The sequence below is a fragment of the Pseudomonas sp. MS15a(2019) genome, assembly GCF_013277805.1.
In the GTDB taxonomy this organism is placed as follows: Bacteria; Pseudomonadota; Gammaproteobacteria; order Pseudomonadales; family Pseudomonadaceae; genus Chryseomonas; species Chryseomonas benzopyrenica.
The window spans coordinates 150,445-176,421 of sequence record NZ_VBTN01000007.1 but is presented as its reverse complement, the minus strand read 5'-3'; the positions used below and the strand labels follow the sequence as shown (position 1 = coordinate 176,421).

Below are 25,977 nucleotides of genomic sequence, written 5' to 3'. Positions count from 1 at the left end.
TAAGCGCGCACCAAAGCGGCCCACGCTAAAAGCAGAGGCCTGCTTAGCCGCCGTTCAACTGTTCAGACCAGTAAGACCAATCCTCAGGTCTGACGGCCCTCGCGTCCGTCTGGCCAGGGACTGGCACATGAAATGCACTGGGCACAGCCACCCATCCTGCTTCCGGAGTCTCGTCATGCTCAAGCGCTGGACCGCCCTCTCCCTGCTCGCCCTGGGCCTGACCGCCCTGCACACCCCCGTCCAGGCCGACCAGCTGGCCGATATCCAGCAGCGCGGCACGGTGCGCATCGCCGTGCCCCAGGACTTTCCGCCCTTCGGCACCGTGGGCCCCGACCTCAAGCCCCGCGGCCTGGACATCGACACCGCCCAGTTGGTCGCCGACAAGCTGGGCGTCAAGCTGGCGCTGACCCCGGTCACCAGCACCAACCGCATCCCCTTCCTGACCACCGGCAAGGTGGACATGGTCATCTCCAGCCTGGGCAAGAATCCCGAGCGCGAACAGGTCATCGACTTCACCAAGCCGTATGCGCCCTTCTTTCTCGGCGTCTTCGGCGCCAAGGGCAGCGGCCTGAGCACGCCCGAGGAGCTGGCTGGCAAGACCATCGCCGTGACCCGCGGTGGCATCGAGGACATGGAGCTGAGCAAGGTGGCGCCCAAGGAGGCGGTGATCAAGAGATTCGAGGACAACAACGCCACCATCGCTGCCTATCTCGCCGGCCAGACCGAATTCATCGCCAGCGGCAGCTCGGTGATGGCCTCCATCGCCGAGAAGAAGCCCGAGCGCGCGCCGGAAATGAAGCTCACCCTGAAGAATTCGCCCAACTACATCGGCCTGGCCAAGCACGAACCGGCACTCAAGGCCAAGCTGGACAGCATCATCGACGCCGCTCGCGCCGACGGCAGCCTGGATCGCCAGGCCGAGAAATGGCTGGGCCAGCCGCTGCCCAAGGACATGTAAGGCATGGCCTATCAGTTCGACTTCCAGCCGGTCCTGCAGCAGGGTGACCTGCTGCTCAAGGGCGCCCTCTTCACCCTGGAGCTGACCGCCATCGGCGCGGCGCTGGGCATCGCCCTGGGCATCCTGGGCGCGGTCTGCCGCGCCTGGCAGCTCAAGCCCTTCGACCGGGTGTTCGGCGTCTATGTCGAGCTGATCCGCAACACGCCCTTTCTGATCCAGCTGTTCTTCATCTTTTTCGGCCTGCCCTCGCTGGGGGTGCACATCAGCGAATGGCAGGCGGCGGTACTGGCCATGGTGATCAATCTGGGCGCCTATTCCACGGAGATCATCCGTGCCGGCATCCAGGCGGTACCCAAGGGCCAGCTGGAAGCCGCCGCGGCCCTGGCCATGACCCGCGCCGAGACCTTTCGCCACGTGATCCTCAGGCCCGCCCTGGCCAAGGTCTGGCCGGCGCTGTCGAGCCAGGTGGTGATCGTGATGCTGGGTTCGGCGGTCTGCTCGCAGATCTCCACCGAGGAGCTGACCTTTGCCGCCAACTTCATCCAGTCGCGCAACTTCCGCGCCTTCGAAACCTATCTGCTGACCACCCTGCTCTATCTAGTCATGGCCATCGGCGTACGCCAGCTGCTGCACTGGATCGGTCGGCGCTTCATCCAGGGAGGCCGCTGATGGACTTCACCCTCTGGGACATCGTCCGCAACCTGGGCACCGGGCTGTACTGGACCTTTGTCCTCTCGCTGGCGGCCTTTGCCGGCGGCGGTCTGGCCGGCCTGCTGGTGCTCTGGGCACGACTGTCGCCGCTGCGGACGCCACGCACGCTGGCGCGCCTGCACATCGAGCTGTTCCAGGGCACGCCACTATTGATGCAGCTGTTCCTGGTGTTCTTCGGCGTCTCGCTGCTGGGGCTGGAGATTCCCGCCTGGCTGGCCGCCGGGGTGGCCCTGACCCTGTTCACCAGCGCCTACCTCGCCGAGATCTGGCGCGGCTGCGTCGAGGCCATTCCCCATGGCCAGTGGGAAGCCTCGGAAAGCCTGGCCCTGACCCGCTTCGAGCAGTTGCGCCACGTCATCCTGCCGCAGGCCCTGCGCATCGCCGTGGCGCCCACCGTGGGCTTCTCGGTACAGGTGGTCAAGGGCACCGCGGTGACCTCCATCATCGGCTTCACCGAGCTGACCAAGATCGGCGGCATGCTCGCCAATGCCACCTACCAGCCCTTCACCGTCTACGGCCTCGCCGCCCTGGGCTACTTCCTCCTCTGCTACCCCCTGTCGCTGGCCGCGCGCTGGCTGGAAAGGAGACTGCATGCCGCTGCTTAGAGTGACCGCCCTGCACAAACACTATGGCAATCACCATGTGCTCAAGGGCATCGACCTGACCGTCGAGGAAGGCCAGGTGGTGGCCATCATCGGCAAGAGCGGCTCGGGCAAGAGCACCCTGCTGCGCACCCTGAACGGTCTGGAGTCGATCAACGACGGCGTCATCGAGGTGGATGGCGAGTACCTGGACGCCGCGCGGGTCAATCTGCGTTCCCTGCGGCAAAAGGTCGGCATGGTCTTCCAGCAGTTCAACCTCTTCCCGCATCTCACGGTGGGCGAGAACGTGATGCTGGCGCCCCAGGTGGTCAAGAAGACGAGCAAGGACGAGGCCCGCGCCCTGGCCCAACAGATGCTCGACCGGGTCGGCCTGGCGGAAAAATTCGACAGCTATCCGGATCGGCTGTCCGGCGGCCAGCAGCAGCGGGTGGCCATCGCCCGCGCCCTGGCCATGTCGCCCAAGGTGCTGCTGTGCGACGAGATCACCTCGGCACTGGACCCTGAGCTGGTCAACGAGGTGCTGGCGGTGGTCAAGCAACTGGCCAGCGAAGGCATGACCTTGATCATGGTCACCCACGAGATGAGATTCGCCCGCGAGGTGGGCGACAAGCTGGTGTTCATGCATCAGGGCAAGGTGCATGAAAGCGGCCATCCCCAGGCGTTGTTCGCCCAGCCGCAGACCCCGGAACTGGCCCAATTCATCGGTCAAGTGGCCTCCTGAGCCGAAAAACCCCATTTTTTCTGCCACTTTGCGCAACCGTCACCGCTGTGCGCTTGAAGCCGTCACCGGCTAGCTGGCACGATGGCGCGGTTTATCGCCGAGAGCCTCCAGATGCAGCCTTCGCCAGCCGAACCCCACGAACTGATCGCCGCCATCGACCTGGGCTCGAACAGCTTTCATATCGTCCGGGCACGCAATTTCCACGGGGAGATCCGCATCCTTGAGCGGCTGGGCGAAAAGATCCAGCTGGCCGCCGGCCTGGACGACTCGCGCCTGCTCAGCGAAGAGGCCATCCAGCGTGGCCTGGACTGCCTGCGCCGCTTCGCCCAGCTGATCGCCGGCATGCCGCGCGGCGCCGTGCGGGTGGTGGGCACCAACGCCTTGCGCGAGGCACGCAATCGCGCCGAATTCATCCAGCGCGCTGAAGCCGTGCTCGGCCATGCGGTCGAGGTCATCTCCGGTCGCGAAGAGGCGCGTCTCATCTATCTGGGCGTGTCCCACTCCATGCCCGATGTGCCCGGGCGTCGCCTGGTCACCGATATCGGCGGCGGCAGCACCGAATTCATCATCGGCCAGCGCTTCGAAACCCTGCAGCGCGAGAGTCTGCAGATGGGCTGCGTCAGCTTCACCAAGCGTTTCTTCGCCGACGGCAAGATCACCGCCGCCCAGTACGCCCGTGCCTATACCGCCGCGCGTCTGGAATTGATGAACATCGACCAGGGTCTGCGCGAGATGGGCTGGCACCAGGCCCTTGGCGCCTCCGGCACCATTCGCGCCGTGGCTCTGGCGATCCAGGCCGCCGGTCGCGGCACTGGCGAGATCACCCCGGACGGCATCGAGTGGCTCAAGCGCAAGCTGCTCAAGCAGGGCGACATCAACCTGCTCAACATCGACGGCGTGAAGCCGGATCGGCGCGCCATCCTGCCCGGCGGCCTGGCCATCCTCGAAGCCCTGTTCAAGGCCCTGGAACTGCAGGAGATGCACCTCTCCGAAGGCGCCCTGCGCGAAGGGGTCCTTTACGACATGATCGGCCGGCACAGCCATGAGGACGTGCGCGAACGCACCCTCAAGGGCCTGGCCGAGCGCTACCACGTCGATCAGCGCCATGCTGAGCGGGTGGAAAAGCGCGCCCTGAAGTCCCTGGCACAGGTCGCCGAGGCCTGGGCCCTGACCGACGAGAACCATGCCGAACTGCTGCGCTGGGCGGCGCGCCTGCATGGCGTGGGGCTGGACATCGCCCACTACCAGTACCACAAGCACGGTGCCTACCTGATCGAGCACTCGGACCTGCCCGGCTTCTCCCGCCGCGATCAACAGGCCCTGGCTCTGCTGGTACGCGGCCATCGCCGCAACATCCCCTTGGAGCGCCTGCAGGAGCTCGGCCCGGAAGGCGAGCCGCTGCTGCGCCTGACCCTGCTGCTGCGCTTCGCCATCCTCTTCCACCACATCCGCCACAAGAGCATCCCGGACGTCCAGCTCAGCGCCGGCGAGCGCAGCCTGGACGTGCAGTTCCCCGACGGCTGGCTGGAGGAAAATCCCCTGACCCAAGCCGACTTCGAACTGGAAGCCCAGTGGCTGGAGCGGGTGGGGTATCGGTTGAGCGTGCGCTGAGGGGATTTTTCTTAGGTTGGGCTGAGCGCCAGCGAAGCCCAACTGTTGGCTTTTCACCGCCCTAACTGATTATCGTGTTTTGTTGATGGCTCTTGTTTCGCCTGGCCGGCGACTTACTTTTCTTTGCTTGTGCAAAGAAAAGTAAGCAAAAGAAAGCACACCCCAACAGTTCGGCCCTACGCTGCGCTCCGGGTCTCCTCGTCCCGGCGCCGTGGCGGGGGCACGGCACGAAGGGGCCTCCTGCCCCTCGCGCCTTGCTCGGCGTCCTGCCTCGCAACCCCCGCCACGACACCGGAACTCGGCCTCACTGACGGGGACGGGGCGCCAGCCGGAGGCCACAGTGTTTACAGAGAGAACTAGAGCGGATTCGTAGCGTGGAAAACCGCGCAGCGTTTTCCACAGGTGAATACCGACGTCATCAGTGGACAAGACTTGGCTGTTGTCCACGCTACTAGTCGGCTCTGGTTTTTCAACCAAAACTTTCAGGCTGGCGAAATCGCCCCGTTCAGGAGGACGAACCCTAGCGTCGTGGAGTGGGTCGAGCCGCATGGATGCGGCGAGAGGCCTAACGGGCCATGGACGGCCTGTGTAGGCCGACCCCGGAACGGCGCTGGGGTGAGCGAAACGTAGCGTAGCGAAGTAACAGCCGCAGGCTGGCCCGAAGGGCGAGCAACGCGAGTCACCCGAGGCGCAGCGGAGGGCCGGATGTCCGGGGCAAGCGTTTTTGGTTACTTTTGTCCGGGGCGCGCAGCTGCGACTGGCAAAAGTGACTCGCCCGGGTGGGCGAAATAAGAGCAATCTGCAGAGTTCGATAAGCAGCTATGGCACCAATAAAGCCGAGCTGAAGTACCGCAACGTTGGGCTTCGCTGGCGCTCAGCCCAACCTACGGAACGGCCAGGGCCCATGGCGGCATGGGCCCGAAACTCCCTCAGCGGGTATTCACCACCGGACTGGCCAGCCGCTCCAGCAGCGTCGCCTGCACGCTACGGGCGTTCTGGTTGCCGGTCGGCGATTGCCGGATGTAGCTGCCGTCTTCCTGCAACACCCAGGCCTGGGTGTTGTCGGTGAGGTAGCCTTCCAGCTCCTTCTTGACCCGGCTGATGAGCTTCTTGCCTTCCACCGGGAAGCAGGTCTCGACGCGCATGTCGAGGTTGCGCTCCATCCAGTCGGCGCTGGAGAGATAGAGCTTCTCGTCGCCGCCGTTGAGGAAGTAGTAGATGCGACTGTGCTCCAGGAAGCGGCCGATGATGGAGCGCACCTGGATGTTGTGGGACACGCCCGGTACGCCCGGACGCAGGCAGCACATGCCGCGCACCACCAGGTCGATCTTCACCCCGGCCTGGCTGGCCTTGTAGAGGGCGCGGATGACCTTGGGATCGGTGAGGCCGTTGACCTTGGCCATGATCTGCGCCGGGCGCCCCTCGCTGGCCGCCACCGCTTCGCGGTTGATCATCTCCAGCAGGTTCTTCTTCAGGGTGAAGGGCGCGTGCAACAGCTTCTTCATGCGCAGGGTCTTGCCCATGCCGATCAGCTGGTTGAACAGCTTGTGCACGTCCTCGGTGAGGGCCACGTCGGCGGTCAGCAGGCTGTAGTCGGTGTACAGCTTGGCGTTGCCGGCGTGGTAGTTGCCGGTGCCCAGGTGGGCATAGCGGCGCAGCTCGCCGTTCTCGCGGCGCAGGATCAGCATCATCTTGGCGTGGGTCTTGAAGCCCACCACGCCATAGATGACCACGGCGCCGGCCTGCTGCAGGCGGCTGGCCAGCTGCAGGTTGGACTCCTCGTCGAAACGCGCGCGCAATTCGATGACCGCGGTCACCTCCTTGCCGCTACGCGCCGCGTCCACCAGGGCATCGACGATCTCGGAGTTGGCGCCGCTGCGGTAGAGCGTCTGCTTGATCGCCAGGACGTTGGGGTCCTTGGCCGCCTGGCGCATCAGGTCGATCACCGGGGTAAAGGACTCGAAGGGGTGCAGCAGCAGCACATCGAGCTTGCCCAGCACGTTGAAGAGGTTGTCCTTCTTCTGCAGCAGCTTGGGAATGGTCGGGGTGAAGGGGGCGTTCTGCAGCTCCGGGTGGCTGTCCAGGCCGGTGATGGAAAACAGCCGGGTCAGGTTGACCGGGCCGTTGACCTTGTACAGCTCGTTTTCGCCCAGGCCGAACTGCTTGAGCAGGTAGTCGGTGAGGTGTTTCGGGCAGATGTCCACCACCTCGAGCCGTACCGCATCGCCATAGCGCCGAGAGAACAGCTCGCCGCGCAGGGCGCGGGCCAGGTCTTCGACATCCTCGGTGTCCACCGAGAGATCGGCGTTACGGGTCAGACGGAACTGGAAGCAGCCCTTGACCTTCATGCCGGGGAACAGATCGTCGGCATGGGCGTGGATCATCGAGGACAGGAAGACGTAGTTGTCCCCGGGACCGGCGACTTCCTCCGGCACCCGGATGATCCGCGGCAGCAGGCGCGGCGCCGGGATGATGGCCAGGCCCGAGTCGCGGCCGAAGGCGTCCATGCCCTCCAGCTCGACGATGAAGTTGAGGCTCTTGTTCACCAGCAGCGGGAAGGGGTGGGTCGGATCCAGGCCGATGGGGGTGATGATGGGCGCGATCTCGTCGCGGAAGAACTTGCGCACCCAGGCCTTGATCTTGACGTCCCAGTAACGCCGACGGATGAAGCGGATCTGCTGCTCGGCCAGGGCCGGCAGCAGCACGTCATTGAGGATGGCGTACTGCCGCTCCACCTGGCCGTGGACGATGTCGCTGATGCGCGCCAGCGCCTGGTGCGGCAGCAGGCCGTCGGCGCCGGCCTGCTCACGGGCGAAGGTGATCTGCTTCTTCAGGCCCGCCACGCGGATCTCGAAGAACTCGTCCAGGTTGCTGGAAAAGATCAGCAGGTACTTGAGCCGTTCGAGCAGCGGATAGGATTCGTCGAGGGCCTGCTCCAGCACCCGGATGTTGAACTGCAGCTGCGACAACTCGCGATGGATGTAGAGGCTGCTGTCATCCACATTGGCCGCCGGCACGCTAGGCACGGCCGGCAATTCGGCGGGGGCCGGCACCTCGGCGTCCAGCGCCAGCGTCTCTTCCGTGGATTCTGGAGACTCGGCGGCGACGGACTGTTGCAGATCGGTTTCGACGAAATCCTGGCTACTCATTGAAGCTCCTTAGGAACGCGAAGGCCCCTGGCAAAGTTGTTGGGCGGCGCGCTTGGCGAAATAGGTGAGGATGCCGTTGGCCCCGGCACGCTTGAAGGCCAAGAGCGACTCGAGGATGACGGCGTCGGACAGCCAGCCGTTCTGGATCGCGGCCATGTGCATGGCGTACTCGCCGCTCACCTGGTACACGAAGGTCGGCACGCGGAATTCCTCGCGGACCCGGCGGACGATGTCCAGATAGGGCATGCCCGGCTTGACCATCACCGAGTCGGCACCCTCGGCCAGATCGCCGGCGATCTCGTGCAGCGCCTCGTCACTGTTGCCCGGATCCATCTGGTAGGTGGCCTTGTTGCCCTTACCCAGATTGGCGGCCGAGCCAACGGCGTCGCGGAACGGCCCATAGTAGGCACTGGCGTACTTGGCCGAGTAGGCCATGATCTGCACGTTGTGATAACCGGCGTCTTCCAGGGCGGCACGGATGGCGCCGATGCGACCGTCCATCATGTCTGAGGGCGCGATCACCTGGGCCCCGGCAGCGGCATGGGACAGCGCCTGCTTGACCAGCACCTCGACCGAGATGTCGTTGAGCACGTAGCCGCGCTCGTCAAGGATGCCGTCCTGGCCGTGGGTGGTGAAGGGATCCAGGGCCACGTCGGTGATCACCCCCAGTTCCGGGAAATGCTCGCGCAGGGCACGGGTGGCGCGCTGGGCGATACCGTCGGGGTTGTAGGCCTCGGCGCCGTCCAGCGACTTGCGCTCGGTGGGCGTGACCGGGAACAGCGCGACCGCGGGAATCCCCAGCGCCACCAGCTCGGCGGCCTCTTCCAGCAGCAGGTCGATGGACAGCCGCTCGACGCCAGGCATCGAGGGGATCGCCTCGCGGCGGCCTTCACCGTCGAGCACGAAGACCGGCAGGATCAGGTCATCCACCGTCAGCACATGCTCGCGCATCAGGCGACGGGAAAACTCGTCACGGCGCTGACGACGCATGCGAGTGGCAGGATAGCTACGGTTGATGGGGGTAAAACTCACGATCGACTCCCGGACCCGGATCACGGGTCAGTGTGAGGGGTTATAGGCCACAATCATGACCGATTGGTAACAACGGATGACAATATGGTGTGCCTATAGGTGCTATCCAAGGCAGACGCCGGCTGGACCCGGCGTGACACAGAGTCGCATGGAAATCGCGGACTGACCGTCTGGCACCCGGCGGACGGAAGTTCGTCACACTTTCTTTCCAGACTCCAACCGGGGTAGGCTGCGCCATCCTTATCCACCTCGTGTAGCGCCGAATGCTCCAGCAATTCCTCCACGATTTCGGCTATTTCGCCCTTTTTCTCGGTACTTTTTTCGAGGGCGAAACCATTCTGGTGCTGGCCGGCTTTCTTGCCTTTCGCGACTACATGAACATCCAGACGGTCATCCTGGTCGCCTTCTGCGGCAGCTACGCCGGCGATCAGCTCTGGTATTTCCTCGGCCGCCGCCACGGGCGCAAACTGCTGGCGCGTAAACCCAAATGGGAAGCCGCTGGCGAGAAGGCCCTGGCGCATATCCGGCGCCACCCGGATCTCTGGGTGCTCAGCTTTCGCTTCGTCTATGGCCTGCGCACGGTGATGCCGGTGGCGATCGGCCTGTCGGGTTATCCCCCGGCGCGCTACCTGATCCTCAATGGCATCGGCGCCATCGTCTGGGCCACGGTGCTAGGCTATGCCGCCTACCACTTCGGTGCCGTCCTCGAAGGCGTGCTGGGCAATCTCAAGCGCTATGAACTGATGGTGCTGGGCGGTCTGGTAGTCATCGGGCTGCTGCTCTGGCTGTGGCGACGCAGCCGTACGCCCAAGACCTGATTGCCAGCCAGCTCTTTACTCGGTACGTCTATCGAAACCGGATTAAAGGCTCGGTCAGCGCTGCCGATGCCCTGAGCATCAACCTCTTTCAATGCCCCGTGCGGCAAGCTGGCGATCGAGCATGCTGAACTTCTCCACCTTGCTTCCCCCCGGCCATCAGATCCTGGCTGCCAACGAGTACGAAAGCGTACTCGTGGTCCTGTCGTACCTGATCGCCAGCGCCGCCGGCTATACCGCCCTGGCCATGGCCGACTGGGTCACCAATAGCCGCTCCCGTCGCGGCAGCGAGCTGGCCAAGCTGATCGGCGCCATCGCCCTGGGCGGCGGCATCTGGTCGATGCACTTCCTCGCCATGCTGTCGTTCAAGATCGGCATCCATGTGCACTACGCGCCGTGGCAGACCCTGGCCTCATTGCTGATCGCCATCGCCGTGTCCTACACGGTCATGCATCTGATCGGGCGTGAATCCCTCACCGCACCTCAATACCTGCTCGCCGCCCTGGCTGCCGGCCTGGGCATCGCGACCATGCACTACACCGGCATGCTGGCCATGCAATCGGTCGCCGTGCAGCTCTATGATCCGCTGCTGGTGGTGGTCTCGGTGATGATCGCCAGCCTCGCCTCCCTGGGCGCCCTGCTGCTGGCCTTCCGCCTGCGTGGCAGGACCGGTATCAGGACCTTCTGGCTGCGCCTGCTGGGCAGCCTGGTCCTGGGCTTCGCCATCGTCTCCATGCACTTCACCGGCATGGCCGCCCTGACCCTGGCCGTACCCATCGGCTTCGAACCCGACGGCCTGGCGGAAGTGAATCAGCACCTGGAGCTGGGCACGGGCATCGCCCTCGGCACCCTGTTCATCATCATGGTCGGCCTGCTCGCGGCCTGGGCCGGCGAACGCTTCCATGCCCAGCGCCTGCGGCTGGAGCGGGTCTCGACCACCCTCGACCAGATCACCCTGCACGATCCCCTCACCCACCTGCTCAACGGCGGCAGCTTCATCCAGACCGTCGACCGGGCCATCGGCCAGGCCCGCACCGGTGAGCAGTTCGCCCTGCTGATGCTGGACATCGACCACTTCAAGCGTATCAACGACAGCCTCGGCCATGCCCTGGGCGATGAACTGCTGATCCAGATGGCGCAACGGATCCGCGCGGTCCTCGATAACGATCTGCCACTGGCCCGCTATGCCGGTGACGAATTCAGCCTGCTGCTGCCCCTCGGCCAGCGCGGCGATAGCCAGCCCTTGGCCATGCGCCTGCTGGAGCAGTTGCGACCGCCCTTCGAGCTGGCCGGACAGCGTATCGCCATGACCTTCAGCCTGGGTATCGCCCACTATCCCCAGGACGGTGCCAATGCCGGCCAGTTGCTGCGCAGTGCGGGCCTTGCGGTCGGCCATTGCAAGCGCAGCGGGCGCAATCGCAGCCAGAGATTCACCACCGAACTCCAGCGCGATGCCGACGACCTGCTCAGCCTGGAGATGGACCTGCGCCATGCCCTGAGCCAGGGCGGCCTGCATGTGGCCTATCAGCCCATCGTCGATCCCGCCGGTGCCCCAGTGGCCCTGGAGGCCCTGGTCCGCTGGCAGCATCCGGTGTTGGGTCCGCTGAGTCCCGAACGCTTCGTCCGCGTCGCCGAGGAGACCGGCTTGATCGCCGACCTGGATGGCTGGGTCATGCGCCAGGCCTGCGCCGATTTGGCCCAGCTGCATCGCGAAGGCCATGCGGCCCTACGGGTATCGGTAAATTGCTCGGCGCTGAATCTGAGCGATCGGCTGCTGCCCCAAGCCATTGCCCGGACGCTGCAGGCCGAGGATCTGCCGGCGTCGGCACTGATCCTCGAGGTGACCGAGAATGCGCTGATGCACAGCCTCAACGTCGCCGTCGAGGTGCTCAACGAAATCCGTACCCTGGGCGTGCGGGTGTCCATCGACGATTTCGGCAGCGGCTATTCGTCCCTGGCCTACCTGAGCCGGCTGCCCGTGGACTCGCTCAAGGTGGATCGCGCCTTCGTCCGCACCATTCCCAAGCAGAGCAACGACATGGCCATCGCCGCGGCGATCATCGCCATGGCCCACAAGCTGGGCCTCAATGTCGTCGCCGAAGGGGTGGAAACCGCCGAGCAACGCCAGTTCCTGCAGGCCAATGACTGCAACTTCATGCAGGGCTACCTGTTCGGGCGACCCATGCCGTTGCCGCACTTGCGCACCTGGCTGCAGCAATCCGCCATCGCGTCCGTGCCGGCCTAGCCGGCTGCAGATCGCAGCTAGCCCGCGGCGCTGCGCTGGAGGCGGGTGATCAGCCGATCCAGGGCATTGGCGAAGGCCTGGCGATCACGCTCACCATAGCCGGCCTGGCCCCCACCCATCTGCCCTTGGTCGCGTAGATCGGTCATCAGGTTGCGCATGGCCAGGCGCTGGCCCATGTTGCGCTCATCGAATTCCTGGCCACGCGGATCAAGGGCGACCACGCCCTTCTTCACCAGCCGGTCGGCCAGGGGGATGTCGCTGCAGATCACCAGGTCACCCGGCTGCGCCTGCTCGACCAGGTGGTCGTCGGCGGCATCCGGTCCGCTGGGGACCACCACCAGGCGTACGCAGGCGAACGGCGGCTTGATCTGCGGCTGACCGGCCACCAGCACCACCTCCAGCTTGCGCTTGAGGGCGAATTTGCAGACCAGCTCCTTGGCGGCGCGTGGACAGGCATCGGCATCGATCCACAGGATCACGAGGCATTTCTCCGGCAAAAGCCCAGGATACCGCGCCGCGGCGACGCACCCCAGCGTGGCGGTGCGGTCCGACAGGGATAGCGATCGGACTGGAGTCTCCCATGACCTTCTGGCAACGCCTGGAGCAGCCCGCCCAGGTCCTGGTGTATGGCGCCACCGGCGGCCTTGGCCTGGCCCTGTGCGAGCAGCTGCTGGCCCGCGACGACGTCGCGCGGGTCTGGGCCTGCGCGCGCCACGCCGAGACGCATGAGGCCCTGGCCGCACTGGCACGGCGACATGGCCCGCGGCTGTGCCGACTCGACCTCGATCCGTTGGCCGCAACCGACGTGGCGGCCCGGCTGGCGGCCGAGACGCCACGCCTGGATCTGCTGCTGTGCGCCTCTGGGCTGCTGCAGGGCGAGCGGGCGCGCGCCGAGAAGAGCCTGGCGCAGGTGGACCAGGCCGGACTGCTGGAAAGCTATCTGGCCAATGCCGTGCTGCCGCTGCTGCTGATCCGCCAGCTGACGCCGCTGCTCAAGGGCCAGCACCCCTGTCAGATCGCCGCGCTCTCGGCGCGGGTCGGCTCCATCGGCGACAATCAGCTGGGCGGCTGGTACGGCTATCGGATGGCCAAGGCCGCACTCAACCAGGGCCTGCGCTGCGCCAGCATCGAACTCGCCCGGCTCAACCCTCAGAGTTGCGTGCTGGCCCTGCACCCTGGCACCACCGACACGGCGCTGTCCCGCCCCTTCCAGGCCCGGGTACCGGCCGACAGGCTGTTCACCCCAGCCTATGCGGCAGCACGGCTGCTGGAGGTGCTGGCCGCACGAACGCCGGCCGAGACCGGCAGCTTCTGGGATTGGCAGGGGCACCCGGTAGTCTGGTAGCGCCTGGCTTCACACCGCGGCGCGGCGCACCGTGGACAGCAACGCGGCCGCGGCGAGGAACAGGCTGGCGAATACCCGGTTGGTGATGCGCTGCTGTCTTGGCGTGCGCAGCAGGGTCAGCACCCGGGCGGCCAGACCGGTGTAGCCGGCCATGACGATCAGGTCGACGGTGACCATGGTCGCCCCGATGAGCAGATACTGCGCAGCCAGGGGCGCGTGGGGATCGACGAATTGCGGCAATACCGCGAGCAGGAAGATCAGCGCCTTGGGGTTGCTCACGTTGACCAGGAAGCCGCGCATGACCAGGGCGCCGATCCGCGGTGGCAGACGTTCGCCGACCACCTGCTCACCCAGGTCCAGCGGCGCGGCGCGCCATTGGCGGATGGCCAGGTAGGCGAGATAGGCCACGCCGAACCACTTGATCAGGGTAAAGGCCAGCTGCGAGGTCGCCAGCAAGGCGCCGACGCCCACGGCGACCACGGCGATCTGCAGGGCCAGCCCTAGCTGCAGGCCCAGCGCCGTCCAGTAGCCGCGCCGGAAACCGTGGTTGACGCCCGCGCTCATGGAGGCGACGGCGCCTGCACCTGGCGAGAGGCTGATCATCCAGCAGGCGATGAAGAAACCGGTCCAGACCTGCAGACTCATGGGTTCACCTGTCGAGATGGAAATCGAAGGAGCCATCGGCATCGCGCCAGCGGCGTACCGACTTCTGGAAGAACTGGGTGTTGGGAATCTGCACCAGGGCGCCCTCCTGGTTGTCGTCCAGTTCCTGCAAGGTCACGAAGAGCATGTTGATGGCCACCACCCGGCCCTTGATGCCGGGCTTGTCCGAGGAGTCCAGCACCTCGATGCGATCACCCAGGCGGAAGGGTCCGACGGTAAAGATCAGCACTGCGCAGAACAGGTTGGAGAGCACGCTCCAGATGGCGAAGAAGGCCACCGCGGCCACGGCGACGAAACCGGAGATGGCCGTCCAGAGCACCGCCGCGGACACCCCGAAGCGCTCCAGGGCCATAAGGATGGCGCTGCCCATGATCAACCAGCGCAGGGTCCCGCGCAGCCCCAGGACGATCTGCGGCGGCAGCGGATAGCGCTCGCCCAGGCCGGTGACCGTGCGGGCCACGATGCGCTGCAGCACGTAGCCGATCAGCAGCACCAGGGCGACCTGGCCGGCCACCAGCAGGTAGTCGCCCCAACCCGGTAGCCAGGTGTGCAGCCACTCGATCATCAGGCCCCCTCGAGTTCGGCTTGCAGGCTTTCCAGCCGTTCCAGGGCCTCCAGCCACTGCTCTTCCAGTTCGGCCTCGCGGGTCTTGGCGGCGGCCTGATCGGCCAGCGCCTGGCGCAGCTCCTCCTTGCGGGCCGCGTCATAGAGGCCGCTGTCACCCAACCGAGCGTCCAGGGCGGCGAGTTTTTCCTGCAGCTTGCCGAGTTCGGCTTCCAGCTTGTCGGCGGTCTTCTTCAGCGGCGCCAGCTGCTGGCGCAGGGCGGCAGCGGCCTGGCGCTGGGCCTTGCGATCGGTCTTGTCGACCGCGGCGCCCTCGCCGGCGGCGAGGCCTGGCTCCTGACGGGCGCGGAAATCCACCAGCCAGCGGCTGTAGTCGTCCAGATCACCGTCGAAGGCCTGCACCTTGCCATCGGCCACCAGCAGGAATTCGTCGGTGGTGCTCTTGAGCAGGTGACGGTCGTGGGAGACCACCAGCACCGCCCCGGCGAATTCCTGCAGGGCCAGGGTCAGGGCCAGGCGCATGTCCAGGTCCAGGTGGTTGGTGGGTTCGTCCAGCAGCAGCAGGTTGGGCTTCTGCCAGGCGATCAGCGCCAGGGCCAGGCGCGCCTTCTCGCCACCGGAGAAATTCAGCACCGCTTCGTCGCAGCGCGGCCCGCGGAAATCGAAGCCGCCGAGAAAGTCGCGCAGGCTCTGCTCGCGCTCGCCGGGGGCGATGCGCTGCAGGTGCAGCAGCGGACTGGCCTTGGCGTCCAGCGAATCGAGCTGATGCTGGGCGAAATAGCCGATGGCCAGGTTCTCACCACGCTGCAGCCGGCCGCCGAGGGGCTCGAGTTCCGCGGCCAGGGTCTTGATCAGGGTCGACTTGCCGGCGCCATTGGGGCCGAGCAGACCGATCCGTGCGCCCGGCGTCAGTTGCAGCTTGACCGGATGCAGGATGGTGGTCTCGCCGTAGCCGAGCCGACCCTCGGCCAGATCGAGCAGCGGGCTGGACAGCTTGTCTGCCTCGCGGAAGACGAACTCGAAGGGCGAGTCGACATGGGCCGGCGCCAGCTCTTCCAGGCGCTCCAGGGCCTTGATCCGGCTCTGCGCCTGACGGGCCTTGGTGGCCTGGGCCTTGAAGCGGGCGATGTACTTCTCCATGTGGGCGCGCTGGGCCTGCTGCTTGTCGTAGGCCTGCTGCTGCTGCGCCAGGCGTTCGGCGCGGGTGCGCTCGAAGCTGGAATAGCCGCCGCGATAGAGCACCAGTTTCTGCTGGTCCAGGTGCACCACATGATCGACCACGGCATCGAGGAAGTCGCGGTCGTGGGAGATCAGGATCAGGGTGCCGGGATAGCCCTTGAGCCAGTCTTCCAACCAGAGGATGGCGTCCAGATCCAGGTGGTTGGTGGGTTCGTCCAGCAGCAGGAGGTCCGAGGGGCACATCAGCGCCTGGGCCAGGTTCAGGCGCATCCGCCAGCCCCCGGAGAAGTCGCCGACCTGGCGCTCCATCTGTGCGGCGGTGAAGCCCAGACCGGCCAGCAGCTTGCGCGCCCGGGCATCGGCGGTATAGCCGTCGGCGGCCTCGAAGTCGGCATGCAGCCGGCCGAGGGCGTTGCCGTCCTGGGCGGCTTCGGCCGCCGCCAGCTCGCGCTGAATGCGGCGCAGGTCGATGTCGCCGTCCAGCACATAGTCCACCGCCAGCCGCTCCAGGGTATCCACCTCCTGGCGCATGTGGGCGATGCGCCAGGCCGCCGGGATGTGGCAGTCACCGGCGTCGGCCCCGAGCTGCCCACGCAGGAGGGCGAACAGACTGGATTTGCCGGCGCCATTGGCACCGATCAGACCGGCTTTCTGGCCGGGATGCAGGGTCAGCTCAGCGCTTTCGAGCAGACGCTGGGGACCACGCTGTAGAGTAAGGTTCTGTAGTCGGATCATGGCGGCGGAGTGTAGCAGCTCCACCACCCACGAATGGGGAGGCGGACATGCAAGAGGACCTGTGGGAATTCGCGTTGGCAGTATACGCCCGGCCCGGCGTGGAAGGCGCCTGTTTGCGTCTGCAGGAGGCTGGCGCCGATGTCTGCCTGGTGCTGACGGCGCTCTGGCTGGATCGGCGCGCCTGCGCCCTGGATGCCGAGGGGCTGACCCGGCTGCAGCGCGCCTCGCAGCACTGGCAGGACGCGGTGGTGCGCCCCCTGCGCCAGTTGCGGCAGGCCTGGAAGGCGCCGTCCGGCGCCGACGAACGCCTGGCGGCGCTGCGCGAACAGCTCAAGGGATTGGAATTGGCCGCGGAGCGTGAACAGCTCGCCCGCCTGGCGCGACTGGCCGGACATTGGCCGTGCCGCGATGCGCAGGACTCAAGGGGCTGGCTGCATGCACTGGCACCGCGCGAGGCAGTGCCAGCGGACCTCGACCTGCTGGCCGAGGCGGCACGAGCGATCCGGGTCTAGACTGACGCCAGCCGCGGTTGCTGGTGCGAGGTGTGCAGCACCTCGATCAGGCAGTCTTCCAGCTCGAAGCGCTCGCGCAGGGTTTCACCCAACAGCTTGAGTTCGATGGTCAGCAGACCCGGGTCCCGATAGGCCCCGCGCTCGAATCTGTCGTTGAAGTTCAGCGCGGCGTCGGTCAGGGCCTGCAGGCGCGGATAGACGCTGTCGGCGAACTCGATGGCGCGCTCGTCCTGGAATTCCCGGGCTTCGGCCACCAGTTGCTCGTAGATCTCGAAATGCGCGGTGGACATGTAGTCGACCAGCATGTCGCAGAGTCGCTCCAGTTCGCTCACCTCGCGTACCGGTGCCAGCAGGGGCTCCATGTCCAGGGTTTCATAAGCGGTCACCAGCTCGCGGCGGGCAATCAGCCAGCGGTCGATCAGCTGGTGGACCCCACCCCAGCGTTCCTGGGCATTGCGGCAGGTTTCTAGCATGACGGCAGCTCTCTATGCGGGCGAAACGATCCGGGCGCAGGCACCCGGCTGTTATCAGGAACTATACCGACATCGTCCCGCCAGGCGAGTGCCGTTGCTCGGAGAAAGGCTTGGTGTGGTGTTTCAGAAGTTACCTCCACAATTTTGGCGGCGCTTTTTCTCCGCAGCGGCGGACCGCCTTGGACGTCGTTGCCACTCCTCGCCATAGCCCTGCTATGACTCGTCCCGGCGCCTAGTCCATTCGGGGCGCCGAACCGAACAAAAATCACTCGCCAACTCTTGCGCGAACTTCAGAAACACCACACTAGCGACGGCGGAAGATCTTGATCAGGCTCAAGGCCATGAGCACCACGAAGGCCAGCAGGCTCCATTCCGGGATGCTCAGGCCGAACAGCGTCCAGTTGACCTCGGCGCAGTCGGCGGTGCCGTGCAGCACCAGGCGGATGATCTCCTGGAAGGGCAGTGCCTGCATCATGTAGTCCAGGCTTGGCAGGCAAGCCGCCAGCTCTTCCGCCGGTACCGTCTGCAGATAGACCTGACGACCCGCGGTGGCGGCGCCGGCCGCGGCCAGCAGCAGCAGGACCACGCCATAGATGCGCCGCCCACGCTTGCCGGGCGCCTGGATGCCCGCGATCAGCGCCACCACCCCGACCAGGATGAAGAAAATCCGCTGCACGACGCATAGCGGGCAGGGCTCGAGGCCGACCACGTGTTCAAGATAGAGACCGACACCCATGAGCACCGCACAGGTGGCGGCCATGAACAGAAAGATGAAGCGGGGACTATTCACGGACGCGCCGTCTCCAGCAAGGAATTGGGACGTTACGGTAGTGAAAGCCCGGGCACCTTTCAAGGACCCGGGTAGACGAGACGCGCCGTCAGACCCTGGGGGTCGGCAGCGACGTGGCATCCGACTCGCGCCATTGACTCTGCAGGAGCTGCTGGCTGCGGTTCACATCGCCAAGCTGGATGGCCACCCGGGCCAGTTCGCCGGCGGTAACGGCGGACGGCCGCTGCGCCAGGCTGCGCTCCAGGTACTCCCGCGCCTTGCCCCACAGCTGGTTGTTCATGCACAGCCGCCCCAGGGCCAGCAGCAGCACCGGATCCTGGGGCCGATCCTTGAGCCAGCCTTCGGCGTGGTGCAGCGGCCGGCTGGCGTCACGGGGACGCAATTGGCCATAGAGTTCGACCAGACGCTCGTCCCACTGGCGATTGAGGGTGATGTGCAAGACCTCTTCGGCCAGATCGTCGCGGCCGATGGCACGCAGCTGACGGGCATAGGCCAGCACCACCGAGGCATCACCCTTGAGCGCCGTCGGTACCTGCTGCCACTGGGCATCCAGCGCCGATTCCGCGCCCTGGGCGGGGACCTCGTCGAGGGTGGCGATCCAGACCTTGCGTTCCAGGTCGTCCTGCTCCTGGGGCCGCAAGACCTGCTGCTTGCGCAGCTGCGGCAACAGGGCGATCAACGCCGGCCAGTCGCGCAGGGTTACCTGCAGGCGCTGCAGTTGCAGCAGCACCTCGCCATTCTTCGGATACTTGGCCTGCAACGGCGCCAGGCTGTCGCGGGCTTCCAGGTACTGGCCACGATCGATTTGCAGCCGAGCCTGCTGCAGGCCGATGGCCAGGTCGGCCTGGGGCTCACGCTCACGGGCCTGGCGCAGCAGGCGATCGCGCTCTTCCAGGTCGCCGAGTTCATTAGCGGCGCGGGCCGCGCCCAGCAGCACGAACAGCGGCTGGTCGGCGTGCTCGGCAGCGCCCTTCAGGTGCTTGAGCGCACCGCTCCAGTTGCCTTCGGCCAGTTCCAGCTGGCCCTTGTGGCGCGCCTGCTCCAGACGGCGTTGGCGGTTGTGCCGCGACCAGGGGTTGAGCACCTTGCCGGTCAGGCCCAGGGCGCCCAGCACCAGCTTAAGGATGTAGAGCGCCAGCCAGACCGCCACCAGCAGGGCCAGAAAGGCCCAGAGACTCGATTCGTAGCGGAAGTTGCTGTAGGACAGCAGCACGTAGCCCGGCTCCTTGGCCAGCACCACGGCAACGCCCAGGCCGACGAGCAGGGCGAACAGGAACAGCAGGTACAGGCGCTTCATGGGCGATTCTCCTGAGCCGCGCCGGCGGCGGCATTGTTCGGCTGGATTTGCTGACGTTGCGCGATGTAAGCCTGCAGCGCGGTCAGGGCCGGCGTCAGGTCAGGCGCTTCGAAGGTGACCGGCCGCTCGGCCAGCTCCTGCAGGCGCAGCTTGACCGCATGGCTGTCGGGATTCTGATTGTTGAAGTGGGCGGCGAGGACATCTTCGGCCTGCTCGATGGCGAGTCGATAGACCTCCTGATTGCCGTTGAGCACGGCCCACTGCGCCTGCTCCAGTGCCAGGCTCATGGCCAGGCGCACCTGGGCCAGGGACTCCTCGGCCAGCAGCGGACGGATCGGCTGGTCGGCGGAAAAGTCGATGCGGAAATAGCTGGAGATGCGCTGGCGGAAATCCTGCCACCATTGCTGCAGGGCGTTGCTCGGCGGGACCGCGGCCTTTTCCACGCCGGGCTGGTCGGCCACCGTGGTGGAGAAGCGCGGCGGCAGGGGCTCCAGGCTCTGCACCTGGTTGCGCAGCGAGGCCAACTGGACGAACTGCCCGGTACGATCCAGATCAGGCAACTGACGCAGGGTCTGCTGGGCATTGGCCACCTGCTGGCGCGCGTTGAAGGCGGCCGGATCGTTTTGCGCCTTGAGGATGTCATCGACGCCCTGCAGCAGATTCTGGGCGCTGGGCACGTCCTGCAGTGCGGTCATGCGCAGGGTGGCCATGCGCAGCAGGTGCTCGGCTTCGGTCAGGCGCCAGGCCTGGCGACTCTGGCCGACCACCTCCTTGAACTGCTCGGCGAGGTGCTGCTGATCGCCCTGCAGCGCGCCCAACTGACGGCGACGCTCTTCCAGCTCGTTGGCCGAAGGCAGACGCCCCAGATCGGCACTCAAGGCCTGGTTGCGCATTTCCAGCTGGCGCAGCTGGCTGCGCAGATCTTCGGCCTGGGCGGCCTGGCCCTGCTCGGCCTGCCGCACCTGCTGCAGTTGCCAGACGCTCCAGCCACCGACACCCAGGCCACCGGCGGCTACCAGCAGGGCCAGCAGCGCCAGACCGGACGCCTTGCCCGACCCCTTGCGGCGCGCACCCGCCGGAGGGGGGGGCGGCGGCGGCGAGGCGGGAGTCACGACTGGATCGGGAGAGACGTCGTCGGCGCGGGGGGCTTGAGTTTCGCTCACGGGAATTCCTTGTAGGGTCAATCCGGATGGTGATGGGCAAGCGCGGTGATCAAGGCGCTGGCGCTGGCGCCCTGGCACTCGATGATGAGTTCGCAGCCGCTGGCGCGAGCCAGTTCGGCCACACGAGCGCTGGGTACCAGCAGGGGATAACGGCGCACCGCGGGCCAGTCCGCACCCGCACAGGCCTGCAGATGCGCGAAACCCTGCCCACTGCTGACCATGATGGCATTCAGGCGTTCCGCTGCCAGGGTCTCTAGGACCTGCCCTGCCGGGTACTCCGGGCATTGGCGGCGATAGAGTTCGAGTACCTCGACGCGCGCGCCGCGGGCGGTGAGGGTTTCGACCAGCAGATCACGGCCGCCCTCCCCGCGCAGGAGCAGCACCTCGGGTTCCGGGCGCTGCAGGGCTTCCTGCAAGGCCGGCAGCGCCAGCAGGCCTTCGCTGTCTTCGCGCTGGGGATGATGCACCTGCAGTCCATAGTCTTCGAGCACGGCGGCAGTGGCCGCGCCCACGGCGAACCAGGCCTGCAACGGGGGTTGCGGCCAGTAGCGGTCCAGGGCGGCGAGCCCCAGGCGAGCGGCCGGCTTGCTCACCACCAGCACGGCGGCATAGCGGTCCAGATCGAGCCAGAGGGTGCGCTGCTCGGGGGTTTCCGCCAGCGGCTGGAGTTCCAGCAGCGGCAGACTGGCACTGGCGATGTCCGCCGCGGCCAGGGCGGTGGCCAGGGGTGGATTCTCCTCCGCCGGCCGGGTCAGCAGCAGTCGCCAGGCGCTCATGATGCGCCGGAGGCCCCGTAAACGGCGTCGAGAATGCCCTGGGCGCCCTGGGCCAGCAGGTCTTCGGCCACGGCTACACCGAGACCAGCCGGATCGTTGACGGGACCACGGGCTTCGGCGCGCAGCAGCAGGCCGCCATCGGGCTGGCCGACCAACCCACGCAACCAGAGCAGCTCGCCTTCCTGCACGGCATAGCAGGCGATGGGCACCTGGCAGCCGCCGTTGAGGCGACGATTCAGGGCGCGTTCCGCAGCGACTCGGCGCTCGGTGTCGAAATGGTGCAGGGGTTCGAGCAAGGCATGGACCTCGGCATCGTCGGTGCGGCATTCGATGCCCACGGCACCCTGGCCACCTGCGGGCAGGCTGTCTTCGACGGTCAGGGATTCGCGGATGCGCTCGGCGAAGCCCAGGCGGATCAGGCCGGCGGCGGCCAGGATGATGGCGTCATAATCGCCGGCGTCGAGCTTGGCCAGGCGGGTATTGACGTTACCGCGCAGGAAGCGGATTTCCAGGTCTGGCCGCAGGGCCAGCAACTGGGCCTGGCGTCTCAGGCTGGAGGTACCCACCACGCTGCCCTGGGGCAGATCGGCGAGTCGCGCATAGCGATTGGAGACGAAGGCGTCACGCGGGTCTTCCCGCTCGCAGATGGCGTATAGCCCAAGGCCCGCGGGAAATTCCATGGGCACGTCCTTCATCGAATGCACGGCGATGTCGGCGCTGCCGTCGAGCAGGGCGTTTTCCAGCTCCTTGACGAACAGACCCTTGCCGCCGATCTTGGCCAGCGGCGCGTCGAGCAGCTTGTCGCCGCGACTGGTCATGGGCAGCAGGCTCACCCGCAATCCCGGATGCGCCGCTTCGAGGCGGGCTTTCACATAGTCGGCTTGCCACAGTGCCAGGGCACTCTGGCGCGTGGCGATACGGATTTCGCGGAGCATGGGCATTACCGGCACGTCAGATTGCCGGCCATGATAGCAGGTCGACCGGCGCCCCTCCCCCGCTACGCGCCAGTCATCGACCCGGAAGCGACGTCAGATGCTGTGCATCAGGCGGCGCACACCGGCCACATGGCGGCGGCTGACGGTCAGGGCATCGCCGTTCATGCCCTTGAGGAACAGCTGGAAGTGGCCCAGAGGGGTGCGCTGCAGACGCTCGATGCGCTCGCGGGAGACCAGCGCATTGCGGTGGATACGTACGAAGCGCTCGCCGAATTCGTCTTCCAGAGCCTTGAGTGGTTCGTCCAGCAGGACCTCGCCACCCGAGTGTCTCAGGGTCACGTATTTGTGGTCGGCGATGAAGTAAACCACGTCGTCCAGCGGAATCAGCTCGATACCCTTGCGGGTCCGGGCGCTGATATGGCTGCGCGGCCCCGGACCACCGCTGGCCGGCGGCTTGGTCAGGGCGGCGAGCTGCATCCGGTTCGGACGCTGGGCCTTGCCCAAGGCGGCAGCCAGGTCTTCCTGGCGCACCGGCTTGACCAGATAGCCAACGGCACTCACCTGGAAGGCGTCGAGCGCGTATTCATCGTGAGCGGTCACAAAGATCACCGCGGGCGGCGATTCGCGCTCGCAGAGTCGCGCGGCCACCTGCAAACCGTCCAGACCCGGCATGCGGATGTCGAGCAGGACGATGTCAGGCTTGAGGTTTTCGACCAAAGCGAGGGCTTCCTCACCGTTGGTGGCTGTTGGCTCCAGGGCGGTATAACCGTCCAGTTGCCCCACCAGACGGGCCAGACGCTCGCGCGCCAAGGGTTCGTCATCGACGATCAGGACATTCATAAGCTCAGGCTTCCCGCATGAGTCGCTCGCATGGATAGCGAAGAGACGTTGTATGCCGCTGGTCGCGGCGTTCGATTTTGAGACTCGCAGCTGGTCCGAAAAGTGCCGTTAATCGCGCCTCGATATTGCTCAAAGCTTGACGAGTACCCTTTGGTGGGCGGGGCTGCTGCTCCACCTCGGGATCGTAGGGGTTACTGATCACCAGTTCGAACACCCCTTCTCGGTAGGTGGCGAAGATGGTTACCAAACCGCCTTCGATACGCGGCGCGACGCCGTAGATCAGGGCGTTTTCCAGCAGCGGCTGCAGAGTCAATTGGGGAATCGGCAGATCCGCCGGCACTCCGTCCACGTCCCACTGCAGTTGCAGGCGATCACCCAGGCGCAGGCGTTCGATCTCCAGGTAGCGGCGCGACAGCTCCAGTTCCTGGGACCAGCGCACCTTGGTGCCGGGCTGGGCCAGGCTGGCACGGAACAGGGCCGAGAGGTCCAGCACCGCGCGCTCGGCCTTGTCCGCATCCAGAGCGATGAGACTGGCGATGCTGTTCAGGCTGTTGAACAGGAAGTGCGGACGGATGCGCGCCTGCAGGGACTCGATACGCGCGTGCAGTTCGGCCTGCTGCTGGCGGCGCCACTGGCTCTGCAGCCAGAAGTAGCGCAGCAGCAGCATGGACATGATCAGGGCGATCAGTGCATGGCGCATGTACAGCCGCACCTCGCCGGTCCGCTGCAGCGGACCGGCCAGTTGCAGCCAGTCGGCCACCAGGGTGCAGAGCAGGGTCAGGGCCACCACGATGGCGCAGCAGAAGCCGCCCGCCACCACCGGGCGATGCCGCGCGAGCCAGGGCCGCAGGCGACAGAGCAGCGCCGCCGACAGCAGCACGATCCATTGCACGAACAGCGACACCAGCGCCAGCCGGATCCAGTTGAACTGCAGGGTGAAGGGCTCCGCCAGGACCAGGACCAGCACCAGCAGCTCGGCCAGCACCACCAGCACGAGCAGGGCTTCCGGTTCGCAGAGCGCCGGGACGAAGAAGTCGTCGACCTTGACCGGCCGAGGGGTTTTGCGGCGTTCGAGTATCATGGAGCCAGTGTGGGTCAGATACCACTCGTCGGCAAGTCGGCTCCGTTGAATCGGGCCGGAACCCGCTCAGGACTGCTATCATCGGCCCCCTCTCACTTCCACCGACAAGCCCAGCAGCAGGCCGATCCATGAGCAGCGAAAAAACCAACCAGTCCTGGGGCGGACGCTTCAGCGAACCCGTCGACGCCTTCGTCGCCCGCTTCACCGCTTCGGTGGACTTCGACAAGCGCCTCTACCGCCACGACATCCTCGGCAGCCAGGCCCATGCGCGCATGCTGACCCAGGCCGGCGTGCTCAGCGAAGCCGAGCGCGACGCCATCGTCGCGGGGCTGGACGAGATCCGCCGCGAGATCGAGGCCGGCACCTTCGAGTGGCGCGTCGATCTGGAAGACGTGCACATGAACATCGAGGCACGCCTGACCGAGCGCCTGGGCGTGGTCGGCAAGAAGCTGCACACCGGCCGCAGCCGTAATGACCAGGTGGCCACCGACATCCGCCTCTGGCTGCGCGACGAGATCGACGCCATCCTCGTCGAGCTGAATCGCCTGCAGGCCGGCCTGCTGCAACTGGCCGAGACCGAAGCCGACACCATCATGCCCGGTTTCACCCACCTGCAGACCGCCCAGCCGGTGACCTTCGGCCACCACCTGCTGGCCTGGTTCGAGATGCTTTCCCGCGACCACGAGCGCCTGGTCGACTGCCGCAAGCGCGTCAATCGCATGCCCCTGGGCAGCGCGGCCCTGGCCGGCACTACCTACCCCATCCAGCGCCAGGTCACCTGCGAGCTGCTGGGCTTCGAGGCCATCGGTGGCAACTCCCTGGATGGCGTCTCGGATCGCGACTTCGCCATCGAATTCTGCGCCGCCGCCTCCCTGGCGATGATGCACCTGTCGCGCTTTTCCGAAGAGCTGGTGCTCTGGACCAGCGCCCAGTTCCAGTTCATCGACCTGCCCGATCGCTTCTGCACCGGCTCCTCGATCATGCCGCAGAAGAAGAATCCCGACGTTCCCGAACTGGTACGCGGCAAGACTGGCCGGGTGTTTGGCGCCCTTACCGGCCTGCTGACCCTGATGAAGGGGCAGCCGCTGGCCTACAACAAGGACAACCAGGAAGACAAGGAACCCCTGTTCGACGCCGCCGATACCCTACGAGACTCCCTGCGTGCCTTCGCCGACATGGTCCCGGCCATCAAGCCCAAGCGCGAGATCATGCGCGAGGCAGCGCGTCGCGGCTTCTCCACCGCCACCGACCTTGCCGACTATCTGGTGCGCAAGGGCCTGCCGTTCCGCGATTGCCACGAGATCGTCGGCCATGCGGTGAAGTACGGTGTGGATAGCGGCAAGGACCTGGCCGAGATGAGCCTGGACGAACTGCGTCGCTTCAGCGATCAGATCGAGCAGGACGTCTTCGCCGTCCTGACCCTGGAAGGCTCGGTCAATGCCCGCGACCACATCGGTGGCACCGCACCGGCCCAGGTCCGCGCCGCCGTGAAGCGCGGCCGCGAGCTGCTGGCCAAGCGCTGAAAGCTGTCTTGCGCTCCCACCACCTCTCAGCGGTGGTTGCCCGGGAGCAGGCAAGCCGTCCATCGGACGGCTTGCCTGATGGAGAGCCAGGCCGTATGGCCTTGGTAGCACTGTGCCCGCCTGCAATCCGTCTACGACAGGGCTCTCTGGCTGAAGGCCTTGGCAGGCCGCTAAGCGGCCGCCGACCAGCCGTCGATAGGTACGACCACCGGCACTCAGGACAGTGACCAGGCGGCCGATACTGGAGACTTGACCAG

At 66.2% G+C, this 25,977-nt stretch carries 24 protein-coding genes; 10 read left to right on the top strand and 14 right to left on the bottom strand.

The genetic code is table 11. The annotated features are described in order from the left end of the window. Nucleotides 1-175 precede the first annotated feature (175 nt). The 5 genes from FEZ61_RS11230 to ppx all read left to right on the top strand — a co-directional run bounded on the left by FEZ61_RS11230 (nt 176) and on the right by ppx (nt 4,603). Nucleotides 176-958 carry a transporter substrate-binding domain-containing protein gene (locus FEZ61_RS11230; protein WP_017639415.1) on the top strand — a complete coding sequence of 261 codons (783 nt, stop codon included), beginning with the start codon at nt 176-178 and terminating at the stop codon, nt 956-958. A 3-nt stretch (nt 959-961) separates the two neighbouring features. After that, complete coding sequence (locus tag FEZ61_RS11225) at nt 962-1,627, top strand: amino acid ABC transporter permease (protein WP_064307796.1); 666 nt, start codon at nt 962-964, stop codon at nt 1,625-1,627. Further along, on the top strand, nt 1,624-2,274 hold the full coding sequence (locus FEZ61_RS11220) for an amino acid ABC transporter permease (RefSeq protein ID WP_173148739.1): 651 nt from the start codon (nt 1,624-1,626) through the stop codon (nt 2,272-2,274). Before FEZ61_RS11225 ends, FEZ61_RS11220 begins: the two co-directional genes overlap by 4 nt. Next, on the top strand, nt 2,261-2,992 hold the full coding sequence (locus tag FEZ61_RS11215) for an amino acid ABC transporter ATP-binding protein (RefSeq protein ID WP_064307795.1): 732 nt from the start codon (nt 2,261-2,263) through the stop codon (nt 2,990-2,992). Before FEZ61_RS11220 ends, FEZ61_RS11215 begins: the two co-directional genes overlap by 14 nt. A gap of 111 nt (nt 2,993-3,103) precedes the next feature. Next, complete coding sequence (gene ppx, locus FEZ61_RS11210) at nt 3,104-4,603, top strand: exopolyphosphatase (protein ID WP_026083659.1); 1,500 nt, start codon at nt 3,104-3,106, stop codon at nt 4,601-4,603. Between the two features lie 929 nt (nt 4,604-5,532). Here ppx and ppk1 read toward each other — a convergent pair. Both ppk1 and hemB read right to left on the bottom strand, forming a co-directional pair. After that, on the bottom strand, nt 5,533-7,752 hold the full coding sequence (gene ppk1 / locus FEZ61_RS11205; RefSeq protein WP_173148654.1) for a polyphosphate kinase 1: 2,220 nt from the start codon (nt 7,750-7,752) through the stop codon (nt 5,533-5,535). Nucleotides 7,753-7,761: 9 nt separating this feature from the next. Beyond that, a complete protein-coding gene (hemB, locus tag FEZ61_RS11200) occupies nt 7,762-8,784 on the bottom strand; it encodes a porphobilinogen synthase (protein WP_017639409.1) in 1,023 nt (340 codons plus the stop codon). A 263-nt stretch (nt 8,785-9,047) separates the two neighbouring features. Here hemB and FEZ61_RS11195 point away from each other — a divergent pair, with 263 nt between their 5' ends. Then, nucleotides 9,048-9,602 carry a DedA family protein gene (locus FEZ61_RS11195; protein WP_017639408.1) on the top strand — a complete coding sequence of 185 codons (555 nt, stop codon included), beginning with the start codon at nt 9,048-9,050 and terminating at the stop codon, nt 9,600-9,602. 121 nt (nt 9,603-9,723) lie between these two features. Next, nucleotides 9,724-11,844 carry an EAL domain-containing protein gene (locus tag FEZ61_RS11190; RefSeq protein ID WP_173148652.1) on the top strand — a complete coding sequence of 707 codons (2,121 nt, stop codon included), beginning with the start codon at nt 9,724-9,726 and terminating at the stop codon, nt 11,842-11,844. 17 nt (nt 11,845-11,861) lie between these two features. On the opposite strand, the gene FEZ61_RS11185 is transcribed toward FEZ61_RS11190, so the two are convergent. Further along, entirely contained in the window at nt 11,862-12,323 is a 462-nt protein-coding gene (locus FEZ61_RS11185) for a YaiI/YqxD family protein (RefSeq protein WP_064307793.1), read from the bottom strand. A 101-nt stretch (nt 12,324-12,424) separates the two neighbouring features. Here FEZ61_RS11185 and FEZ61_RS11180 point away from each other — a divergent pair, with 101 nt between their 5' ends. Next, nucleotides 12,425-13,189 (top strand): SDR family NAD(P)-dependent oxidoreductase, encoded by a 765-nt coding sequence (locus FEZ61_RS11180; RefSeq protein ID WP_173148650.1) that lies wholly within the window; start codon nt 12,425-12,427, stop codon nt 13,187-13,189. Between the two features lie 9 nt (nt 13,190-13,198). Here the strand turns inward: FEZ61_RS11180 and FEZ61_RS11175 are convergent, their stop codons facing one another. Genes FEZ61_RS11175 through FEZ61_RS11165 form a run of 3 tightly spaced genes read right to left on the bottom strand, consistent with a single transcriptional unit; the run spans nt 13,199 to nt 16,330 of the window. Further along, nucleotides 13,199-13,834: a LysE family transporter gene (locus FEZ61_RS11175; RefSeq protein ID WP_064307791.1), complete on the bottom strand. Its 636-nt coding sequence runs from the start codon at nt 13,832-13,834 to the stop codon at nt 13,199-13,201. Between the two features lie 4 nt (nt 13,835-13,838). Then, nucleotides 13,839-14,417 carry a mechanosensitive ion channel family protein gene (locus tag FEZ61_RS11170; RefSeq protein WP_064307790.1) on the bottom strand — a complete coding sequence of 193 codons (579 nt, stop codon included), beginning with the start codon at nt 14,415-14,417 and terminating at the stop codon, nt 13,839-13,841. Then, nucleotides 14,417-16,330, bottom strand: a complete 1,914-nt coding sequence (locus tag FEZ61_RS11165; protein WP_173148648.1) for an ATP-binding cassette domain-containing protein — start codon at nt 16,328-16,330, stop codon at nt 14,417-14,419. The genes FEZ61_RS11170 and FEZ61_RS11165 overlap by 1 nt, the downstream gene beginning before the upstream one ends. Nucleotides 16,331-16,377: 47 nt before the next feature. Here FEZ61_RS11165 and FEZ61_RS11160 point away from each other — a divergent pair, with 47 nt between their 5' ends. Further along, nucleotides 16,378-16,842, top strand: coding sequence for a TIGR02444 family protein (locus FEZ61_RS11160; RefSeq protein WP_173148646.1), 465 nt, complete (start codon nt 16,378-16,380; stop codon nt 16,840-16,842). Here the strand turns inward: FEZ61_RS11160 and FEZ61_RS11155 are convergent. The 8 genes from FEZ61_RS11155 to FEZ61_RS11120 all read right to left on the bottom strand — a co-directional run bounded on the left by FEZ61_RS11155 (nt 16,839) and on the right by FEZ61_RS11120 (nt 24,197). Continuing rightward, nucleotides 16,839-17,315, bottom strand: a complete 477-nt coding sequence (locus FEZ61_RS11155; protein WP_017639400.1) for an Rsd/AlgQ family anti-sigma factor — start codon at nt 17,313-17,315, stop codon at nt 16,839-16,841. The two genes, FEZ61_RS11160 and FEZ61_RS11155, sit on opposite strands and share 4 nt — an antisense overlap. Nucleotides 17,316-17,619: 304 nt before the next feature. Beyond that, nucleotides 17,620-18,105 (bottom strand): disulfide bond formation protein B, encoded by a 486-nt coding sequence (locus FEZ61_RS11150; RefSeq protein ID WP_017639399.1) that lies wholly within the window; start codon nt 18,103-18,105, stop codon nt 17,620-17,622. 88 nt (nt 18,106-18,193) lie between these two features. Next, nucleotides 18,194-19,402, bottom strand: coding sequence for a heme biosynthesis HemY N-terminal domain-containing protein (locus FEZ61_RS11145; RefSeq protein ID WP_173148645.1), 1,209 nt, complete (start codon nt 19,400-19,402; stop codon nt 18,194-18,196). Then, nucleotides 19,399-20,565, bottom strand: a complete 1,167-nt coding sequence (locus FEZ61_RS11140) for a uroporphyrinogen-III C-methyltransferase (RefSeq protein ID WP_173148643.1) — start codon at nt 20,563-20,565, stop codon at nt 19,399-19,401. Before FEZ61_RS11140 ends, FEZ61_RS11145 begins: the two co-directional genes overlap by 4 nt. A 17-nt stretch (nt 20,566-20,582) precedes the next feature. Beyond that, nucleotides 20,583-21,341: a uroporphyrinogen-III synthase gene (locus FEZ61_RS11135; RefSeq protein WP_064307786.1), complete on the bottom strand. Its 759-nt coding sequence runs from the start codon at nt 21,339-21,341 to the stop codon at nt 20,583-20,585. Next, nucleotides 21,338-22,276, bottom strand: coding sequence for a hydroxymethylbilane synthase (gene hemC, locus FEZ61_RS11130; protein WP_017639395.1), 939 nt, complete (start codon nt 22,274-22,276; stop codon nt 21,338-21,340). Before hemC ends, FEZ61_RS11135 begins: the two co-directional genes overlap by 4 nt. 93 nt (nt 22,277-22,369) lie before the next feature. Beyond that, nucleotides 22,370-23,116 carry a LytTR family DNA-binding domain-containing protein gene (locus FEZ61_RS11125; RefSeq protein ID WP_017639394.1) on the bottom strand — a complete coding sequence of 249 codons (747 nt, stop codon included), beginning with the start codon at nt 23,114-23,116 and terminating at the stop codon, nt 22,370-22,372. Between the two features lie 4 nt (nt 23,117-23,120). Next, nucleotides 23,121-24,197, bottom strand: a complete 1,077-nt coding sequence (locus FEZ61_RS11120) for a sensor histidine kinase (protein WP_017639393.1) — start codon at nt 24,195-24,197, stop codon at nt 23,121-23,123. Nucleotides 24,198-24,325: 128 nt separating this feature from the next. Here FEZ61_RS11120 and argH point away from each other — a divergent pair, with 128 nt between their 5' ends. After that, entirely contained in the window at nt 24,326-25,720 is a 1,395-nt protein-coding gene (argH, locus tag FEZ61_RS11115) for an argininosuccinate lyase (RefSeq protein WP_017639392.1), read from the top strand. Nucleotides 25,721-25,977: the final 257 nt, after the last annotated feature.

What these genes read in the sequence shown, in the direction of transcription:
- FEZ61_RS11135 (WP_064307786.1), bottom strand. Translation starts at nt 21,341, where the DNA reads ATGAGCGCCTGGCGACTGCTGCTGACCCGGCCGGCGGAGGAGAATCCA.
- hemC (WP_017639395.1), bottom strand. Translation starts at nt 22,276, where the DNA reads ATGCTCCGCGAAATCCGTATCGCCACGCGCCAGAGTGCCCTGGCACTG.
- FEZ61_RS11120 (WP_017639393.1), bottom strand. Translation starts at nt 24,197, where the DNA reads ATGATACTCGAACGCCGCAAAACCCCTCGGCCGGTCAAGGTCGACGAC.
- FEZ61_RS11165 (WP_173148648.1), bottom strand. Translation starts at nt 16,330, where the DNA reads ATGATCCGACTACAGAACCTTACTCTACAGCGTGGTCCCCAGCGTCTG.
- FEZ61_RS11190 (WP_173148652.1), top strand. Translation starts at nt 9,724, where the DNA reads ATGCTGAACTTCTCCACCTTGCTTCCCCCCGGCCATCAGATCCTGGCT.
- argH (WP_017639392.1), top strand. Translation starts at nt 24,326, where the DNA reads ATGAGCAGCGAAAAAACCAACCAGTCCTGGGGCGGACGCTTCAGCGAA.
- FEZ61_RS11195 (WP_017639408.1), top strand. Translation starts at nt 9,048, where the DNA reads ATGCTCCAGCAATTCCTCCACGATTTCGGCTATTTCGCCCTTTTTCTC.
- ppk1 (WP_173148654.1), bottom strand. Translation starts at nt 7,752, where the DNA reads ATGAGTAGCCAGGATTTCGTCGAAACCGATCTGCAACAGTCCGTCGCC.
- FEZ61_RS11225 (WP_064307796.1), top strand. Translation starts at nt 962, where the DNA reads ATGGCCTATCAGTTCGACTTCCAGCCGGTCCTGCAGCAGGGTGACCTG.
- FEZ61_RS11215 (WP_064307795.1), top strand. Translation starts at nt 2,261, where the DNA reads ATGCCGCTGCTTAGAGTGACCGCCCTGCACAAACACTATGGCAATCAC.
- FEZ61_RS11125 (WP_017639394.1), bottom strand. Translation starts at nt 23,116, where the DNA reads ATGAATGTCCTGATCGTCGATGACGAACCCTTGGCGCGCGAGCGTCTG.
- ppx (WP_026083659.1), top strand. Translation starts at nt 3,104, where the DNA reads ATGCAGCCTTCGCCAGCCGAACCCCACGAACTGATCGCCGCCATCGAC.
- FEZ61_RS11180 (WP_173148650.1), top strand. Translation starts at nt 12,425, where the DNA reads ATGACCTTCTGGCAACGCCTGGAGCAGCCCGCCCAGGTCCTGGTGTAT.
- FEZ61_RS11170 (WP_064307790.1), bottom strand. Translation starts at nt 14,417, where the DNA reads ATGATCGAGTGGCTGCACACCTGGCTACCGGGTTGGGGCGACTACCTG.
- FEZ61_RS11145 (WP_173148645.1), bottom strand. Translation starts at nt 19,402, where the DNA reads ATGAAGCGCCTGTACCTGCTGTTCCTGTTCGCCCTGCTCGTCGGCCTG.
- FEZ61_RS11230 (WP_017639415.1), top strand. Translation starts at nt 176, where the DNA reads ATGCTCAAGCGCTGGACCGCCCTCTCCCTGCTCGCCCTGGGCCTGACC.
- FEZ61_RS11175 (WP_064307791.1), bottom strand. Translation starts at nt 13,834, where the DNA reads ATGAGTCTGCAGGTCTGGACCGGTTTCTTCATCGCCTGCTGGATGATC.
- FEZ61_RS11160 (WP_173148646.1), top strand. Translation starts at nt 16,378, where the DNA reads ATGCAAGAGGACCTGTGGGAATTCGCGTTGGCAGTATACGCCCGGCCC.
- FEZ61_RS11155 (WP_017639400.1), bottom strand. Translation starts at nt 17,315, where the DNA reads ATGCTAGAAACCTGCCGCAATGCCCAGGAACGCTGGGGTGGGGTCCAC.